This is a genomic window from Aestuariimicrobium sp. G57 (assembly GCF_050110855.1).
GTDB lineage: Bacteria > Actinomycetota > Actinomycetes > Propionibacteriales > Propionibacteriaceae > Aestuariimicrobium.
Genome location: NZ_JBNINW010000001.1, coordinates 714,471 through 730,584, shown reverse-complemented (window position 1 = coordinate 730,584; position 16,114 = coordinate 714,471). Strand labels below are relative to the sequence as shown.

Here is a 16,114-nt window from a genome sequence, read left to right as displayed (position 1 = left end):
TGGTACCTCCTAGAACCCGAAGATCGAGCGCTTTTGACGTTGGACGGAACGGAGGATCGAGTCGATGTCCCCCGGGGTGCGCAGGTAGGCCTGGAAGGCCGGGTTGAGCACCGTGGTGGCGAAGTCCGGACGGGTGTCGCGGTCGAGGAAGTGCGTCAGGTTCTTCGCCTTGCCGATCTCTTCGACCGCCTTGCGCTGCAGCCGTGAATAGGCGGACTGGTTGGAGCGCTCGTTGGCGCCGATCTTGGATGGGTCACCCGCCAGCAGGATGTTGATCGCCCCGGGCGAACCGAGGTAGGTCATCAGCTGCCTGGCCATGTCCGGGTTCTTCGGCCTGGCGGCCATCATGAAGCCGTCCACGGGTGCCTCGACGATGTCGGCGCCGATGGCCTTGTCGAATTCCGGGAACATGAAGAAGTCCAGGTCGTCCGGGGTCTGGCTGGTCTGCCACTGCTGGTCGATGAACATGCCCATGGTGTACATGGCGGTCTTCTCCTGCAGCAGTCCCTGGGCGGCCTCCTGCCAGGCGCGGCCCAGCGGGTCGGCCTGCTGGAAGGGCATCAGCTCGTCCCAGGCGCGGAACACTGCCCGGGCCTTGTCGCCGTCCCAGGCCTCTTCGCCTGCCATCAGCGAGACGTGGTAGTCGTAGCCGTTGACGCGCAGGTTGAGCATGTCGAACGTGCCCATGGCTTCCCAACCCTCGAGGTCGGCCATGCCGATGGGGGTGATGCCCGCAACCTTGATCTGTTCGTTGAGGCTGACCCATTCGTCGAGCGTGGTTGGCGGGGTCCAGCCCTGCTTGGCCCACAGGCTCGGCTTGTAGAAGACCGCCCAGGGGTACCAGGTGCTGGGCAGGAAGATCATGCCGCCGTCCTTGCCGGCCGACGAGGCGCGCATCGATGCGGGCATGCCGTCGAGGTTCGCCCAGACGTCGTCGAGGTTGGCGACCAGGCCGCGCTCGGCAAAGTAGCGGGCGCGGTAGCCGGCGAACCAGGTGAACACGTCGTTCGGGTTGCCCTGCAGGTAGTTGTTGATGCTCGACTTGAACGTCTCGTGGTCGAGCACGTTGATGTCGACGGTGCCGCCGGGGAAGTTGTCCATCATGGTGCGCATCGACGTGCGGGGGATGGCATCGGATTCATAGGAACCGACGGACACGGCGCCCGCGGGTGCGGAGGTTGCTGAGCAGCCTGCGAGGGCGGCGACGGCGCCGATCCCGAGGGTGCCGAGCAGGGCGGTGCGTCTGGTGACGGGGGCCAGGGCCTCGTGCATGTGGTTCTCCTTTCGTGGTGTGTGGTGGTGGGTGCGGCAGGTTGGTGTGTTGAGGTCTCGACGTTCAGGCAGATGCCCGGACGACCAGTTCTGTGGGCAGCAGGATCGATGCGGCGGCCTCGCCCGCCAGCACGCGGTGCAGCAGGCGCCCGGCCTCGGCCCCGACCTCGGTGATGGGCTGGCGCACGGTCGTGAGGGCGGGTTGGGTGCGGGCGGCGATGGCCTGGTCGTCGAAGCCCACGACCCGCACATCGTCGGGCACACGTCGTCCCTGCGTCGCCAGCACCGTCATGGCCCCGATGGCCTGGCGGTCAGAGGCGCACAGCACGGCATCGATGCCGGGTTCGCGGGCCAGCAGCGCGGCCATGGCGCTCGCGCCGCCCTCGCTGCCCCAGGGCGAGGCGATGACGAGGTCTGGGCGGAACAGGTTGCCGAGGGCCTCGCGGTGGCCGTCCAGGCGGCCCCTGGCCGAGGGGGCGTCGTCCGGGCCGGCGATGATGGCGATCGTGCGGGCACCTTGGGTGACCAGGTGCTGCGCGCCCAACCGGCCACCGAGCACGTCATCGGCGTGCACGGCCCACAGGTTCGGGCGCGAGATGTCGATGACATCGCAGAGCACGGTGGGCAGGTCGGGGTTGAGCGAGGCGAGGATCGGGTCATCGATGTGGGGCGTGAGGTGCACCACGCCGTCCACGCGCCCCGGGTCGAGGTGGCGGATCGCCCGCTCGCGCTCGTCCTCGTTGGTCGCAATCAGCAGCGACAGGCCGATCTCGGTGCCGGTGAGGGCCGAGGACAGCCCCGCCAGCATGTTGCCGAACGTCGGGTCTTCGAACAGTTCGCCGTAGGGCTGGGTGAGCACGGCGGCATAGACGTTGTTGCGCCCTGAAGCGAGTGAGCGTGCATGGACGTTGGCCTCGTAGCCGCATTCGATGATGGCGGCCTCAACCTTGGCCCGGGTGCGGGCCGAGACCGAGCCGCCGTTGAGGACGCGCGACACGGTGCCGCGGCCGACCCCGGCGGCGCGGGCGACGTCTTCGAGTGTGGGGCGGTGCATCGTTGCGCCTCCTGATCCTTCTTCATGGTGATTGGGAGCGCTCCCAATTCGAGAGTACCTGACGGCCCGGGGGTCTGCCAAGGGGGGTGGCCAAATCGGGGCTTGACGGCGGACTTGGGGGTGGGGTTATAGTGAAGATGTTCGAACAGATGTTCGAATGAAAGAACTCTCGCGAGTCAGGGGAAGGCTTGCGGGAACACCACCGGGACGGCCCGGTGCGGACGGCTTCGACCCCTGTCCGCACCGGGCTCTCGCATCAGTTCGGGGAGGGCTGTGAGCATGCGCAGACATGATGATCCCGTCGAGGTCAGCTGTGACCGCGACGAGGCACCCAGCAGGTTCATCTGGCGCGGGGCGTTGTGGCGGGTGCTGGCGGTTGAGGGCCACTGGATCGAGACGGGTTCGTGGTGGACCAGTGCGCCGGTGCGCGCCGCCCGCGGCGAACAGGTCGAGGTCCTTGACGAGGCAGGCGGTGACGACCTGATCGGTGAGGTGAACGTGTGGCGTGTCGAGGCGGCCAACGGCATGCCCGGCAGCCGCGGTATCTATGAACTGGCCCATGCCCCCTCGCGGGCGGCATGGCAACTGCGTGGGGTGGTGGACTGATGAACGCCGCAGAACCGGTCTGGGTGCCCGATGTGCGCCATGCCCGCACCCTGGTGATCGAGGCATTGCTGTGCGATGCGCCGGCCGAACGCTACCTGCAGGCGCAGTATGCGGTGGCGCTGGCCGCCGATGCCGCGGTGCTGGCCCGCACCGGACGACGCATCCCCGTCGACCTGGGTGACCCGTGGCCGCTGCTGGCCAGCACGGTGCCGGCGCTGGGGGAGTGGGCGGCCTATTTCGCCGCCACCCAGTCGCGGCGGCGTTCGATCGCCGCAGGTCGGTTGCAGGTCAGCGACCGTGAGGCCGACGACCTGTTGCGCGATGCCGACGGGTTCTGCGAGGCAGTGATCGACTGGGCGCAGCGGTTCGAGGGCGGCAAGGGGTTCGACGCGGGGCAGGGCAGGTCGGCGGGATGAGTGGTCCTCGATGAGCGATCCTTTCGTGCACCTGCGGGTGGCCTCGGGCTATTCCCTGCAGCACGGTGCCTCACACCCCGGTGACCTGGTGGCCGCGGCCGCCGACCATGGCATGGACACGCTGGCGCTGACTGATCGCGACGGGCTCTATGGTGCCATCCGGTTCGCCAAGGCCTGCCTGCGTCACGGGGTGGCCCCGGTACTCGGCGTCGACCTCGCCGTCCCCGACCCCTGGCAGCGGGCCCCCGAACGCCGGGCCAGTGCCGCCAAGGGTGGCGAACTGCGCGACCCCCGGCTGCCGCGGGTGGTGGTGCTGGCCACGTCGCGCAAGGGCTGGGCCGGCCTGTGCCACCTCACCACAGCCACCCACCTCGCTGGCCGCCGCGGTGACCCGGTGAGCAGCCTCGAACTGATCGCCGAACACGGCGCCGATGGTGACCTCGTGGTGATGCTCGGTGCCGACTCACCCGTGGGCACCGCGGTGGCCGACGGTGACCGGCTGCGGGCCGCGGCACAATTGCGGCGCTGGGTCGACGCGCTGGGCCCCGAACAGGTCGTGCTTGCGGCGTCCAACCACCAGGTCAAGGGGCACGGACCCCATTCGGCCAACCATGCCGGTGCGATGGTGGCGCTGGCCGACGAGCACCAGGTCGGGGCGGTGCTGACCAACCAGGTGCGGATGGCCCACCGCCACCAGGCACCCACCCTCGACGTGCTCGATGCTGCCCGCCGACTGGTGCCGCTCGACCTGCGCAATGTCGACCGCCGCAATGCCGAGGGCTGGCTCAAGCCCGGCAAGCAGATGATTGACATCGCCGAGCAGGTGGCCGACAGGTCCGGTCGCCGCGGTGGACGTGACGGGGCCGAACGCCTGATCGCCGAAACCCGCATGCTGGCGCTGCGCTGCCAGCTCGACCCGCGTGCCGACATCGGGCTGGGTGAGGTCCACCTGCCCGAATTCGATGTGCTCGGCACCACGGCCGCTTCGGCCATGTCGGTGCTCAAGCAGCGCTGCGAGGCCGGCATCCCCGACCGGTACGGGCCGGGGCACCTCGACGCTGTCCGGCAACGGCTCGACGAAGAACTGGGGGTCATCGACCACCTCGGGTTCGCGTCCTACTTCCTGACTGTCGCCGACGTGGTGGGCCTGGTGCGTGACCTGGGCATCCGCTGCGCGGCCCGCGGCTCGGGGGCCGGCAGCCTGGTCAACCACCTGCTGGGTGTCTCGGGGGTCGACCCGTTGGCCCACGGCCTGGTCATGGAACGCTTCCTGTCACCCCTGCGTCGGGCCCTGCCCGACATCGACCTCGACGTCGAGTCGGCCCGCCGCACCGAGGTGTATGACAAGGTGCTCGACGTCTTCGGCGGTGAACGGGTGGCGTGCGTGGCGATGCTCGAGACCTACCGGGTCAGGCATGCCGTGCGCGATGTCGGCAATGCCCTGAGCATGGCACCGGCCGAAGTCGATGCCATCGCCAAGGCGTTCCCGCACATCCGCGCGAAGGACGCCCGCCAGGCGATGCGCGACCTGCCCGAACTGCGCGCCGCAGGGCTGGCCGAACGCCGCCTCGACGTGTTCTTCGAACTGGTCGAGTCACTTGACGGACTGCCGCGGCACGTGGCGCTGCACCCCTGCGGCATCCTGCTCAGCGACGCCACCCTGGGCGATCGCACCCCGGTCGAGGCCAGCTTCGGCGGGTTCCCGATGAGCCAGTTCGACAAGGACGACGTCGAGGACATCGGGCTGCTCAAGCTCGACGTGCTCGGCATCCGCATGCAGTCGGCCATCGCCCACTGCATGGACGAAATCGGGCGCACCGGCCACGAGCCGCCACCGGTCGACGCACTCGGCCCGTTCGACGACCCCGACACCTACGACATGATCGCCCACGCCGCGACGCTGGGCTGCTTCCAGATCGAGTCGCCGGGCCAGCGCGAACTGGTGGGCAAGTTCGGGCCCAGCGACTTCACCGACATCATCATCGACATCTCGCTGTTCCGCCCGGGGCCGGTGAAGTCCGACATGGTGGTGCCGTTCCTCAACGCCCGGCAGGGGTGGAACCGGCCACAGTACTTGCACCCCGACCTCGAACCGGTGCTGGCCGAGACGGGTGGGGTGGTGGTCTTCCACGAACAGATCATCAAGATGGTGGCGGTGATGACCGGCTGCAGCCTCGCCCAGGCCGATGAGGTGCGCCGGGCACTGGGTGATGTCGCCGGGCAGCGCGACGTGCAGGACTGGTTCATCCCGATCGCCCGCGAACGGGGGTATCCGGCCGAGGTGGTCGACCGGGTCTGGTATGTGCTGGCCTCGTTCGCCTCGTTCGGGTTCTGCAAGGCCCACGCCGCGGCCTTCGCCCTGCCGACCTACCAGTCGGCATGGCTCAAGCGGCACTACCCGGCCCATTTCGTGGCGGGCCTGCTCACCCATGACCCGGGCATGTACCCCAAACGGCTCATCGTCGAAGAGGCGCGGCGCATGCAGGTGCCGTTGCTCGGCCTCGATGTCAACCGCAGCGGCGCCACCTGGCGGGTCGAATGCCTGCACGAACCCGACTGGCATCCCCCGGTCAGCCGGCACGCCGAGCGGGCCGCCACCCCGGTGCCGACCACGGTGCTCGACCCGCAGGGGCTGCCCGATGACTCGGCCCACGGGTTGCGCACCGCGCTGGCCGAGGTGAAGGGCATCAGCCTGGCCGAGGTGCTGCGCATCGAGGCGGGGCAGCCCTACAGCTCGCTCACCGACTTCTGGACCCGCGCCGGGGTCGAGGCGCCCGTGGTCGAACGGCTGGTGATGGCCGGTGGCTTCGACGAGTTGTACCGGGTGGGCAGCGACGTGACGGTGCTGCGTGAGGGCCAGGTCACCCGCCGCGACCTGCTGCTGGCCGTGGCCGACCTGCGTCGGCTGCAGGTGGTCGAGAACCGCACCGCCGCCCGGGCCAGGGGACTGGTGCGCTCGTCGTCGTCCGGCAGACGCCAGCCCGCGGGGCACGGCGCCGACAGCGTCGACAGTCAGGGCGTGCGCGAACGCGCCCGGCGCCAGGCCGTCGGCGAGGTGGTGCCCGCGCGGGTGGCCGAGGGTTTCGCCGGCATCCAGCTGGCGCTCGACTTCAGCGAACCCGGGCAACCTGTGGACGAGGACACCGAGCACACCGACACCGACCACGCCGACAGCGACTCCGTGCCGGCCGATGTGCGGGCCAGCGGCCTGCCCGAGATGACCCGCACCGAACGGCTCGCCAGTGAACTCGACATCCTCGGCGTCGACACCAGTGAGCACATCATCGATTTCTACCGTGCCTTCCTCGACGACCTGGGCATCAACCGGTCGCGCGACCTGCATGGGCTGCGCAACCAGTCCGAGGTGCTGGTCGCCGGGGTCAAGGTCGCCACCCAGACCCCGCCCGTCCGTTCGGGACGAAGGGTGGTCTTCCTGACACTCGACGATGCCACCGGTCCCGTTGATGCCACGTTCTTCGAGGACGCCCAGGGCGCCTATGCCCACACCGTGTTCTCGGGTTGGCTGCTGGTGGTGCGCGGACTGATCCGGCGCACAGGCCCCCGCGGGCTGTCGCTGCGTGCCACCGGTGCCTGGGACCTGCAGGTGTTGTTCGAGATCTGGAAGCAGTCGGTCGATGCCGACGGGGACCGGCGGGCGGCGACCGCCGCAGTGCTCGAGATCATCAATGCCGCACCGCGCCCGGTCGAGGCGCCGCGGGGTGCGGCGGCACGCCTGCGGGGTGGCCAACTCGCCGAGTCCGCCCAGCAGGGTGATGCCCAGCAGCATTCCCGCGCCGGGGGCATGGGCCCGCGCCGGGTGCTGGTGCACCCGAGCGGCTACAAGCAGTCGCCCTATGCAGACACCAAGCCCGCCGGGTCGCCCGCCAACCAGGCGCCTCGCAAGCTGTGGCATTCCAGCCCCGGGAGTTCAGGCAGATGAACCGCGTCATCCTGCACGTCGACATGGACGCGTTCTATGCATCCGTCGAACTGGCGCGGCGACCCGACCTGCGGGGGCGTCCCATGTGGGTGGGGGGCGCCGAGCGCGGCGTGGTGCTCTCGGCCAACTACGAGGCCCGCGCGTTCGGGGTCAGGTCGGGCATGTCCAGTTCGCGTGCGCGTCGGCTGTGCCCCGAAGGGGTGCCGGTGCCGCCCGACATGGACACCTATTCCGATGTCAGCGATGGTGTCTTCGCGGTCTTCCGGTCCATCACCGGGCAGGTCGAGGCATTGTCGATCGACGAGGCATTCCTCGACATCACCGGTTCGCGGCGTCGACTGGGCACCCCCCTCGACGTGGCCCAGCGCATCAAGGCACAGGTCGCCGACGAACAACGCATCACCTGTTCGGTCGGCATCGCCCCCAACAAGTTCCTGGCCAAGCTGGCCTCGACCCAGAACAAGCCCGACGGGCTGTTCCAGGTGCTGCCCGACCAGGTCACCGCCTTCCTGCACCCACTGCCGGTCGAGCGCATCTGGGGTGTGGGTGACGCGACTGCCACCAAGCTGCACCACCTCGGACTGACCACGATCGGTCAGCTGGCACACCTGCCCCGTGACACGCTGCAGCGGGCCATGGGCAACCACCAGGGGCGCTGGCTGCACGAGCTGGCCTGGGGTCGTGACTCCCGCGAGGTGGCCGGTGCCCCCAGCGAACGCAGCATCGGGGCACAGGAAACCTTCAGCCGTGACACCGACGACCCGCAGGTGGTGCGCACCGAACTGCTGCGCATGGCGGCCCGCACCACCTCGCGCATGCGGCAGGCCCAGGTGCTGGGGCGGGGGGTGACGCTGTCACTGCGGTTCTCGGACTTCACCACCATCACCCGGACGACGAGCCTGCCCAGCCCGACCGATGTCACCGACGAGGTCTATGCCGCGGCACTGCGCTGCTGGAACAAGTTGCACCTGCAGCGTGGCCGCATCCGCCGGGTGGGCATCCGGGTCGAGTCGCTGATCGACCGCGACGAGGCCTACCAGCAGTTCACGCTGGACGCACCGGAACGGGGCATGCGCGAGGCAGAGATGGCGGCGGATGCCGCCATTGCCAGGTTCGGCCCCGATGCCGTGCGACGGGGGAGCCTCACGAGGTGAACTGGGCCAGTGGCTGAACGGGTCAGTGGCCCTCGTCCTGGCGGCGGCGCCAGCGCTCCTCGAGCTTGTCCATGAACGCCGATGACGACGTGTGGTGCGAACTGCTCGGCGTGTAGGGCCCCGGCTTGTGGGTACGGTCGTCATCGTCATCGGGGGACGACCCGCGACGTCCCATCACCATCCAGGCCGTCGACCCGAACATGACCAGGAAGCCGACGACGCTGATCGACCAGTGCCACTGCATGCCGGCGACGAGCAACGCAATGCCGACGATGCTGCCAATGGCCGCAACGGCGAGCCGCTTGCCGTTGACCGAGTGCGAACTGGTGCCCCTCAGCGTGTTGGCCAGCTTGGGGTCATCTTCGGCGAGCAGGGCCTCGAGGGCCTCGAGCCGGCGCTGTTCCTCCTCGGACAGGGCCATGATTGCCTCCAACTGCTGACGGGGTTCTGCTGTGTGATCCAGTGTAGTTCGCCCACGGAGCACCCGAACAGCCCGGGTTGGCAGGGGGACGAGGTCACGAATGGTGCCCATCCTGCCAGCACTTGGCAAACCCGTCAGCCCCGGTGGAACAACGAGGCCGGGAAGAGCTTTGCCCGCAGGCCCTGGGAGGTGGTGAGGTGCGCCAGGACGTCCTTGGTCACATAGCTGACGTCCTTGCCGAACTGCTCCGGCAGCACTGGCAGCCCGCGGCTGTAGCGGTTTGCCTCGACGGTCTCGGCGATGCGGGTGATCGCCTCGCCCGCAGGTTCGTCCCACGTCCCGGCGAGCGCCGCCGCCTTCTCGCGGGGGGCACCCCCCGGCCACCTGGTGCCTGCGTCGCGCACGGTGTCGCGCACCTCGGCCCACAGCGCCTCGACCTGGTCGGCGACCGGGCCGGTGAACCCGAGCCGCCTGCGCCTGATGACCGTGCGGGCGATCATCGGGGCGAAAAGCAGGCCAAGCACCACGAGGGCGATCCCGAAGCCAATCAGCACCTGCCGCCACGGGAAGGCATTGCTCGAGACCACGTCGACGGCAATCTCGGTCTGGGTGGCCGTCGGCGTGTCCGCACCCGAGGTCGACGGCGAGGCCGCCGAAGGGGTGCTGCTGTCCGAAGCGCTCGGCGAGGGGGTCTCGCTGGGCTGGTTGCCCTGGACGACGGTCCAGGCCGGCGCATTCGCCACGCCGGCAGTGGGCTCGAAACGCACCCAGCCGAACCCCTCGAAGAACAGTTCTGGCCAGGCGTGCATTTCCTTGCCGCGCACCTGCCAGACATCCCCGTTCTTGGTGCCCGGCAGGAAGCCGACCGCCACCCGGGCGGGGATGCCCGAGATGCGGGCCATCAGTGCCATCGCCGAGGCGAAGTGGATGCAGTAGCCCGAGCGGTCGGTCAGCAGGAAGTTCTTGATCACGTCGAAGCCGTCACCAGCAGGGGCGTCGGTCGAATAGGTGAATCGACGCGGGTCGCGCAGGTAGGCCTGGATCGCCGCAGCCTTCAGCACCGGCGTCTCGGCGTCGGCGGTTACCTGGGCGGTCAGGTCGACGATCTCCTGGGGCACGTCTGCGGGCACCTGCTTGGTCAGGCCATCGTCGGGCGGGTTGCCGGGCTGGGCGTTGTTGAAGATGCTCGGGTTGGGATCGGTGACCACGCTGGTGACCGAGTACGAGATGTTGCGGGTGGCGTCGGGATTGTTGCCCTCGGTCGACAGGATCATCATCGTGACCGGGTCGTAGGCCCACTGGCCGGGGGCATCATGCCTGCGCGGCGCATAGGGGGAGGGCAGGTACTGGCTGCCGAAGTCGCCCACCTCGATGTTTGTGGTCGTCTCGACCACCGAAGTGCCCAGGCCCGGCGGCTCGGGCAGGTCGCCGTTCTGCAGGTCGACTGCGGTGAGCTTCCAGGAATCGCGGTCCATGACCGACAGGCTCGCCAGGCGCAGGTACTGGCCGTCGGCCGCATCGGTGCTGTACCGGATGACGACCTGCTCGGACTGCTGGGCCAGGTTGCGGTGCAGTTCGATGGTCGGGTCCTGCATCTGGATCGGTCCGACACCGCGCGGGCGTCGGGAGTTGAGGTCAAGGGTGCCCATCGTGGGCACGACATTGCCCAGCAGCAGCGCCATCACGAGCACTGGCACACCGACGATCGAGGCCATGCCCCACACCCCGGCCGACGTGTGGTCCTTGTCGGCGTCGTCACGTTTCAAGTTGCGGGTCCACCCCGACAGGCCCAGGGCCGTGTCGGTGGCGAGCACGATCAGCAGCCCGATGGCCAGGAACAGGAACGATCGCCAGCTCACCTGCTGGTCCAGCGCCAGCGCCGGGATCAGGTACAGGGTGAGCAGCGGCGCGATGATCCAGGCGGGGGTGTCGAGGCTCAGCACCAGCATGTCGGCGATGATCGTCACCAGCCCGATCAGCAGCACGAAGATGAGGGACGTGCCCGCGCTGGGGTCCATCGGGGCCATCTGGGTCTGGATGTGCAGCACACCGTCGAGCAGCGCCTGCCAGAACTGGACGAGGATGTTGCCCCCGCCGGGAGTGGCGTTGACGCCCAGGCCGATGCCGGCCCCGACCAGCGCGACGAACTGCCACAGGTGGATCAGCGGCGAGGGCATCCGGAAACGACGCGACACCGCAGAGATCAGCATCAGCGCGATGATCACCGGCACGCCGATGGCCAGGTAACGCCGGTCGGTGGTCAGTTCAAGCAGCGACAGACTGGCGAGGATCATCGCCACGGCCACGGCTGCAGCCATCAGGTCCGTGGGGCGAAGGATTCGGGTCATGCGTCAACCTCCGAGCCGGCTCGGTGTGCGGGGGAGTGGGTCACAGTGACGCCCCGATCTGGTCAAGCTGGTGCCAGGCCTGGTCGACGTCCATGGGCGGGCGCACCGGCACGACGCGCCAGTTGGCGGCTGCAAGCGCTGCGACGCACTCCTCGTGCTCGTCCATCTGTTCAGGGGTGGCGCGGAAACGCCGGGCCACGTAGGCATCGACGTCCAGCACCATGGCCAGACCCTGCGACCGGCTCTGTCGCATCGAGTTCATGGCCTGCACGTCACGGCGGGTCAGTCGTCCCATGACTGCGATGAGCATCTCGCCCGACCTGCCCGCGTTGACGACGTCGGTCGCCAACTGCAGGTCGGGGTCGCCGGGGGTGAGCGCAGCATCGGTGAGTGCGAGCACCACACCGTCTTCTGCGGACGCAGGGTCGAGCCCGCTGGTGTCAATCAGCAGCCCGGCGGCATCGATGATGCGCAGGGTGTAGTCGGCCCGCTGCATGTGCCGGGCCACTGACGCGACAGCAGAGACAGCCCACTCGAATGAACTGTCGGGCCCGGTGCCGACGTGGGCCTGGATGCGTGAGTCGAGCAGCAGGGTGAGCGAGGGGTCCCATGACTGTTCCTCGCGGCGCACCATGATCTCGCCCCTGCGGGCCGTCGAGCGCCAATGAATGCGCCGGACGTCGTCGCCATCGCGGTACTCCCGGATGAGGACGTCGTCCTGCCCGACCAGCCCGATGCGGCGGGGGGTGCTGTCGCCGGTCTGGCCTGAGCCGGGGGCTGTTGCCATCACGCCGAGCGGCACGACTCGCGGGGTCACCAGCACCTGCTGGGTCGAACTGAATCGTCGGTCGAGACGGGCCAGGCCGAACGGGTCGCTGGCACGCACCAGCAAGGGGCCCACCGTGTAGCGGCCGCGCGCCGAGCCGTACATGGGGTAGTGCACGGTGCGCCGCCAGGTGCCGCGCACGGTGTGCATCGTGAATCGCGCACGACGGCCGAGCTCGCGGGGCAGTGACTCCTCGAACTTCAGCACGGCGAGGGGGAATGAGCCCTTGTTCGTCAGTGACAGTGTGCCGGTCAGCTGTTGGCCCAGCACGCCCCGCGAGGGGTCGACGCGGCGTTCGGCCTTCAGGCGCAGGCCGCTGCGGCTGACGGCGACCAGGCCTACCACGGGCAGCAACAGCAGCACGAAGGCCACCCAGAGCACATCACGTTGTCCATACGCGATGGCCGCGATCGTCCCCGCGACGCCGGAGAGGAACAGTGCCCATCCGCGCCCGGTGAGTAGTTTCCAGGGTGCGCTCATCAGCGGTGGTCAGGGATCTCCACCGACGCGATCAGGTCCTGCAAGATCTCGTGCACCGAGCGACCGCCCAACTGCGAGGCGGTCGAGGGCAACAGTCGGTGGGCCAGCACCGGGATCGCCAGTGTCTGGACGTCTTCGGGAATGGCGTAGTCGCGGCCCTGCATCGCGGCACGGGCGCGGACGGCGCGCAGCAGTGCAAGGCTGGAACGCGGGGAGGCGCCGAGCCTCAGGTCCTGGCTGCGGCGGGTGCTCGCGACCACGTCGACGATGTAGTCCTTGACTGCCTCGGCCACATAGACCTCGCGACAGATCTTGATGAGCCCCACGATGTCATGCTTGCCGGCCACCGGTTCGACCTCGGACAGCGGCTCCTTGGCGCCGTGGTGGTCGAGCATGTCGAGTTCTGCGCGTCGGGTGGGGTAACCCATCTCGATGCGGGCCATGAAGCGGTCACGCTGGGCCTCGGGCAGCGGGTAGGTGCCCTCCATCTCGATCGGGTTCTGTGTGGCGATGACCATGAAGGGTCGCTCGAGTTCATGCGTGATGCCGTCGGAGCTGACCTGGCGCTCGGCCATGGCCTCGAGCAGCGCGGACTGCGTCTTGGGTGAGGCGCGGTTGATCTCGTCGCCGACCACGATGTTGGCGAAGATGCCGCCGGGCTTGAACTCGAACTCGTGGGTGACCTGGTTGTAGATGCTGACTCCGGTGATGTCGCTGGGCAGCAGGTCGGGCGTGAACTGCAGGCGGCGCACGGTGCAGTCGAGGGCGCGACCCATCGCCCGGGCCAGCATCGTCTTGCCCACACCGGGCACATCCTCCACCAGCAGGTGTCCCTCGGCCAGCAGCACGACCAGGGCCAGGTCGATCTGGGCGGTCTTGCCCTCGATGACATGCTCGATCGCCTCGCGGACCTTCTGCATGGTCGAGACGACTTGGTGCACGGCGGGTGCTTCGGGCGCGACCGTCACGGTGGTTCTCCTTCAAGCCTTCGGGTTCAGGACAGGCAGGGACGCCCGGCAGTGCCAAGCGCGGTAGATGCCAGAACCGAGCCTAGTGGGCGGGATCAACCTGCCGCGAGACAACCGGCTACTTGTCGTGCTCCTGGCCGGGGCGGGATTCCGCGCGCACCACACGTGAAACGCCTCGAATGATGGCCAAAGTGGAGCAAAGTGGCGTACAGTGGAGCGCAGTGGAGCGGATCGGCGCTTCAGAAGAGCTCTGGGGGAGGGGCGGGACATGTTCCTGAACACCTACAACCCCAAGCTCGACGCCAAGGGCCGGTTCTTCCTTCCCGCCAAGTTCCGCGAGGAGCTGGCCGAGGGGCTGGTGGTCACGATGCAGCAGGAACGCTGCCTGGCCATCTATCCCAAGGCCGTCTTCGAGCGGAAGGCCGCCGAAGTGTTGGCGGCGCCCGGCACCGTGGCCCGCAACCGGGCCATCCAGCGCATGCTGGCGTCCTCGGCATCGGACGAGACGCCCGACAGCCAGGGGAGATTGACGATCCCCCCGAAGCTGCGGGAGTACGCCTCGCTCGACGTGGAACTCGCGGTGGTCGGCGCCATCGACCGGGTGGAGGTCTGGGACAAGGCGGCCTGGGAGGCCTACTCCGCTGAACAAGAGGCAGCATTCGCCGACATCAACGAAGAGATCTTCCCGCTCTGAGGGGCGGGACCAACTCACGGACATCGTCCGTGGCTCGCGGCTTCGGCCCGGTGTCCGATGCCCTGGCACACCTTCCCCGGTGCCAGGTCATCACTTCCCGGGACGCCGGACCGGAACCACGAGCCACGGGCACACGAACTACGGACACACGAACTACGAGGACCGCGACGCAGGGACTACTGGAGGGCGAATGGCCAGCGAGGACGAGGTGGTGCCGCAGGGCACGACCGACCCAGCGCAGTTGACCGACCCATCTCAGGACCTCGCAGCCCGCGCCTCAGCGGCGCACGTGCCCGTCATGCGTGACCGCATCCTCGCCATGCTCGCGCCTGCGCTTGAAGGTGCAGGGCGCACCCGCATCCACGTGGACGGCACCACCGGTATGGGCGGGCACATCGAGGCAGTTCTCGACCGTTTTCCCGGTGTCCAGGTCATCGGTATCGACCGGGACCCGCAGGCACTCGAACTCGCCGCCGCCCGGCTGGCGCGCTTCGGCGACAGGGTCACGCTCGTGCGGGCCGTCTATTCAGAACTCTCGCAGGTGCTGGCCGGGCTGGGCGTCGCCCGGGTTGACTCGATGCTGCTCGACCTCGGCCTCTCGTCCCTGCAGATCGACCACACCGAACGTGGCTTCGCCTATTCCGTCGATGCGCCGCTCGACATGCGCATGGGTCAGGACGCCGGCATGACCGCGGCCGATGTGGTCAACACCTATCCGGTCAAGGACCTCGCCCGCGTGCTGCGCACCTACGGCGAGGAGAAGTTTGCCGACCGCATCGCCCAGCGCATCGTCGCCGCACGCGAGCAGCAGCCGTTCGAGAGGTCCGGCCGTCTGGTCGAGGTGATCACGGCAGCGATTCCGGCCGCCGTGCGGGCCAAGTCCACCGGGCACCCGGCCAAGAAGTCCTTCCAGGCCCTGCGCATCGAGGTGAACGGTGAGCTCGCTGCCCTGGACGGCGTGCTGCCGGCCGCGCTCGACGCGCTGGCCGTCGGTGGACGCCTCGCCGTGCTGGCCTACCACTCGCTCGAGGACCGACGGGTCAAGGACCTCTTCCGCGAGGCCAGCAGCGACCAGGCACCACCACACCTGCCGGTGGTGCCCGACCACCTGCTCGCCCGCTTCGAGCTGGTGACCCGGGGTGCCGACAAACCCACTGAAGCCGAGATCGCCGACAACCCCCGCGCCGCCTCTGCCCGGCTGCGTGTGATCGAACGAATCAGGGAGCAAGCATGAGCGCCGTCCAAGCACTTGAACCGCTCGCCCGCATCGCCACGCGTGCCGACAGGGCACGGCGCAGGCTCAGCCTCATCGAGGCCGCGCCCCGCAAGGTGTCCCGGTTCCCCTTCCTGCTTGCCCTGGTGGCACTGCTGGCCGTTGGCATGGGTGGGCTGGTCGTGGTCAACACCCAGATCCAGACGCAGGCGACCGAGCTGGCCGGGCTGCAGCGAGAGGCGGCCAACCTGTCGCACAAGCAGGCCCAGACCCAGGCCGAGGTCGACAACCTGCGCTCACCGGCCAGCCTGCAGGCCAAGGCCTACGAGTTGGGCATGCGGCCCAACCCGCAGCCGGCGTTCATCGTGCTGCCCGAAGGCAAGATCCTCGGCACGCCGACGAAGGTGACCGGCAAGGAACTGCCCGATCAGGTCTACTTGACGTGGCAGCAGCAGGTGCAGCAACAGGAAGCCGCGCGGCTCGCGGTCGTCAAGGCAAAGGCCGACGCCGCGGCGAAGAAGGCCGCCGAAGACAAGCTGAAGGCCGAGCAGGCTGCTGCGAAGAAGAAGGCGGCAGAGGACGCCGCGGCGAAGAAGGCGGCCGACGAGGCCACGGCGAAGAAGCAGCAGGACGCACAGAAGCAGCAGGACGCCCAGAAGCAGCAGAGCACCGCACCCAGCACGAAGCCGACCGGAGGAAACTGATGGCTGTGACTCGCCGAC

13 protein-coding genes are annotated in these 16,114 nt (G+C 68.8%); 7 read left to right on the top strand and 6 right to left on the bottom strand.

Annotated features, from left to right (window positions below):
* Nucleotides 1-9: 9 nt before the first annotated feature.
* Together ACQCX5_RS03340 and ACQCX5_RS03335 are read right to left on the bottom strand one after the other, a co-directional pair.
* Entirely contained in the window at nt 10-1,272 is a 1,263-nt protein-coding gene (locus ACQCX5_RS03340; RefSeq protein WP_434540552.1) for an ABC transporter substrate-binding protein, read from the bottom strand.
* A gap of 64 nt (nt 1,273-1,336) precedes the next feature.
* Nucleotides 1,337-2,326, bottom strand: coding sequence for a LacI family DNA-binding transcriptional regulator (locus ACQCX5_RS03335; RefSeq protein WP_434540551.1), 990 nt, complete (start codon nt 2,324-2,326; stop codon nt 1,337-1,339).
* Between the two features lie 279 nt (nt 2,327-2,605).
* On the opposite strand from ACQCX5_RS03335, the gene ACQCX5_RS03330 reads away from it, so the two are divergent.
* The 4 genes from ACQCX5_RS03330 to dinB are packed head-to-tail and all read left to right on the top strand — an operon-like array spanning nt 2,606 to nt 8,442.
* A complete protein-coding gene (locus tag ACQCX5_RS03330) occupies nt 2,606-2,932 on the top strand; it encodes a DUF6504 family protein (RefSeq protein ID WP_434540550.1) in 327 nt (108 codons plus the stop codon).
* Complete coding sequence (locus tag ACQCX5_RS03325; RefSeq protein ID WP_434540549.1) at nt 2,932-3,348, top strand: SAV_6107 family HEPN domain-containing protein; 417 nt, start codon at nt 2,932-2,934, stop codon at nt 3,346-3,348. The genes ACQCX5_RS03330 and ACQCX5_RS03325 overlap by 1 nt, the downstream gene beginning before the upstream one ends.
* 10 nt (nt 3,349-3,358) lie before the next feature.
* Nucleotides 3,359-7,288: a DNA polymerase III subunit alpha gene (locus tag ACQCX5_RS03320; RefSeq protein WP_434540548.1), complete on the top strand. Its 3,930-nt coding sequence runs from the start codon at nt 3,359-3,361 to the stop codon at nt 7,286-7,288.
* Nucleotides 7,285-8,442, top strand: coding sequence for a DNA polymerase IV (dinB, locus tag ACQCX5_RS03315; RefSeq protein WP_434540547.1), 1,158 nt, complete (start codon nt 7,285-7,287; stop codon nt 8,440-8,442). Before ACQCX5_RS03320 ends, dinB begins: the two co-directional genes overlap by 4 nt.
* 22 nt (nt 8,443-8,464) lie before the next feature.
* On the opposite strand, the gene ACQCX5_RS03310 is transcribed toward dinB, so the two are convergent.
* From ACQCX5_RS03310 to ACQCX5_RS03295, 4 genes are all read right to left on the bottom strand, one after another.
* Nucleotides 8,465-8,863 carry a DUF3040 domain-containing protein gene (locus ACQCX5_RS03310; RefSeq protein WP_434540546.1) on the bottom strand — a complete coding sequence of 133 codons (399 nt, stop codon included), beginning with the start codon at nt 8,861-8,863 and terminating at the stop codon, nt 8,465-8,467.
* Nucleotides 8,864-8,997: 134 nt separating this feature from the next.
* Entirely contained in the window at nt 8,998-11,211 is a 2,214-nt protein-coding gene (locus ACQCX5_RS03305) for a transglutaminaseTgpA domain-containing protein (RefSeq protein ID WP_434540545.1), read from the bottom strand.
* Nucleotides 11,212-11,251: 40 nt separating this feature from the next.
* Nucleotides 11,252-12,517, bottom strand: a complete 1,266-nt coding sequence (locus ACQCX5_RS03300) for a DUF58 domain-containing protein (protein ID WP_434540544.1) — start codon at nt 12,515-12,517, stop codon at nt 11,252-11,254.
* Nucleotides 12,517-13,437, bottom strand: coding sequence for an AAA family ATPase (locus tag ACQCX5_RS03295; protein ID WP_434540725.1), 921 nt, complete (start codon nt 13,435-13,437; stop codon nt 12,517-12,519). The genes ACQCX5_RS03300 and ACQCX5_RS03295 overlap by 1 nt, the downstream gene beginning before the upstream one ends.
* A 316-nt stretch (nt 13,438-13,753) precedes the next feature.
* On the opposite strand from ACQCX5_RS03295, the gene mraZ reads away from it, so the two are divergent.
* From mraZ to ACQCX5_RS03280, 3 genes are all read left to right on the top strand, one after another.
* Nucleotides 13,754-14,179 carry a division/cell wall cluster transcriptional repressor MraZ gene (gene mraZ / locus ACQCX5_RS03290; RefSeq protein WP_434540543.1) on the top strand — a complete coding sequence of 142 codons (426 nt, stop codon included), beginning with the start codon at nt 13,754-13,756 and terminating at the stop codon, nt 14,177-14,179.
* 190 nt (nt 14,180-14,369) lie between these two features.
* Nucleotides 14,370-15,413 carry a 16S rRNA (cytosine(1402)-N(4))-methyltransferase RsmH gene (rsmH, locus tag ACQCX5_RS03285; RefSeq protein ID WP_434540542.1) on the top strand — a complete coding sequence of 348 codons (1,044 nt, stop codon included), beginning with the start codon at nt 14,370-14,372 and terminating at the stop codon, nt 15,411-15,413.
* Nucleotides 15,410-16,096 carry a hypothetical protein gene (locus tag ACQCX5_RS03280; RefSeq protein ID WP_434540541.1) on the top strand — a complete coding sequence of 229 codons (687 nt, stop codon included), beginning with the start codon at nt 15,410-15,412 and terminating at the stop codon, nt 16,094-16,096. Before rsmH ends, ACQCX5_RS03280 begins: the two co-directional genes overlap by 4 nt.
* The last annotated feature ends 18 nt before the right edge of the window (nt 16,097-16,114 follow it).

What these genes read in the sequence shown, in the direction of transcription:
- ACQCX5_RS03295 (WP_434540725.1), bottom strand. Translation starts at nt 13,437, where the DNA reads ATGCAGAAGGTCCGCGAGGCGATCGAGCATGTCATCGAGGGCAAGACC.
- ACQCX5_RS03310 (WP_434540546.1), bottom strand. Translation starts at nt 8,863, where the DNA reads ATGGCCCTGTCCGAGGAGGAACAGCGCCGGCTCGAGGCCCTCGAGGCC.
- ACQCX5_RS03280 (WP_434540541.1), top strand. Translation starts at nt 15,410, where the DNA reads ATGAGCGCCGTCCAAGCACTTGAACCGCTCGCCCGCATCGCCACGCGT.
- ACQCX5_RS03320 (WP_434540548.1), top strand. Translation starts at nt 3,359, where the DNA reads ATGAGCGATCCTTTCGTGCACCTGCGGGTGGCCTCGGGCTATTCCCTG.
- mraZ (WP_434540543.1), top strand. Translation starts at nt 13,754, where the DNA reads ATGTTCCTGAACACCTACAACCCCAAGCTCGACGCCAAGGGCCGGTTC.
- ACQCX5_RS03330 (WP_434540550.1), top strand. Translation starts at nt 2,606, where the DNA reads ATGCGCAGACATGATGATCCCGTCGAGGTCAGCTGTGACCGCGACGAG.
- rsmH (WP_434540542.1), top strand. Translation starts at nt 14,370, where the DNA reads ATGGCCAGCGAGGACGAGGTGGTGCCGCAGGGCACGACCGACCCAGCG.
- ACQCX5_RS03300 (WP_434540544.1), bottom strand. Translation starts at nt 12,517, where the DNA reads ATGAGCGCACCCTGGAAACTACTCACCGGGCGCGGATGGGCACTGTTC.
- ACQCX5_RS03340 (WP_434540552.1), bottom strand. Translation starts at nt 1,272, where the DNA reads ATGCACGAGGCCCTGGCCCCCGTCACCAGACGCACCGCCCTGCTCGGC.
- ACQCX5_RS03325 (WP_434540549.1), top strand. Translation starts at nt 2,932, where the DNA reads ATGAACGCCGCAGAACCGGTCTGGGTGCCCGATGTGCGCCATGCCCGC.
- ACQCX5_RS03335 (WP_434540551.1), bottom strand. Translation starts at nt 2,326, where the DNA reads ATGCACCGCCCCACACTCGAAGACGTCGCCCGCGCCGCCGGGGTCGGC.
- dinB (WP_434540547.1), top strand. Translation starts at nt 7,285, where the DNA reads ATGAACCGCGTCATCCTGCACGTCGACATGGACGCGTTCTATGCATCC.
- ACQCX5_RS03305 (WP_434540545.1), bottom strand. Translation starts at nt 11,211, where the DNA reads ATGACCCGAATCCTTCGCCCCACGGACCTGATGGCTGCAGCCGTGGCC.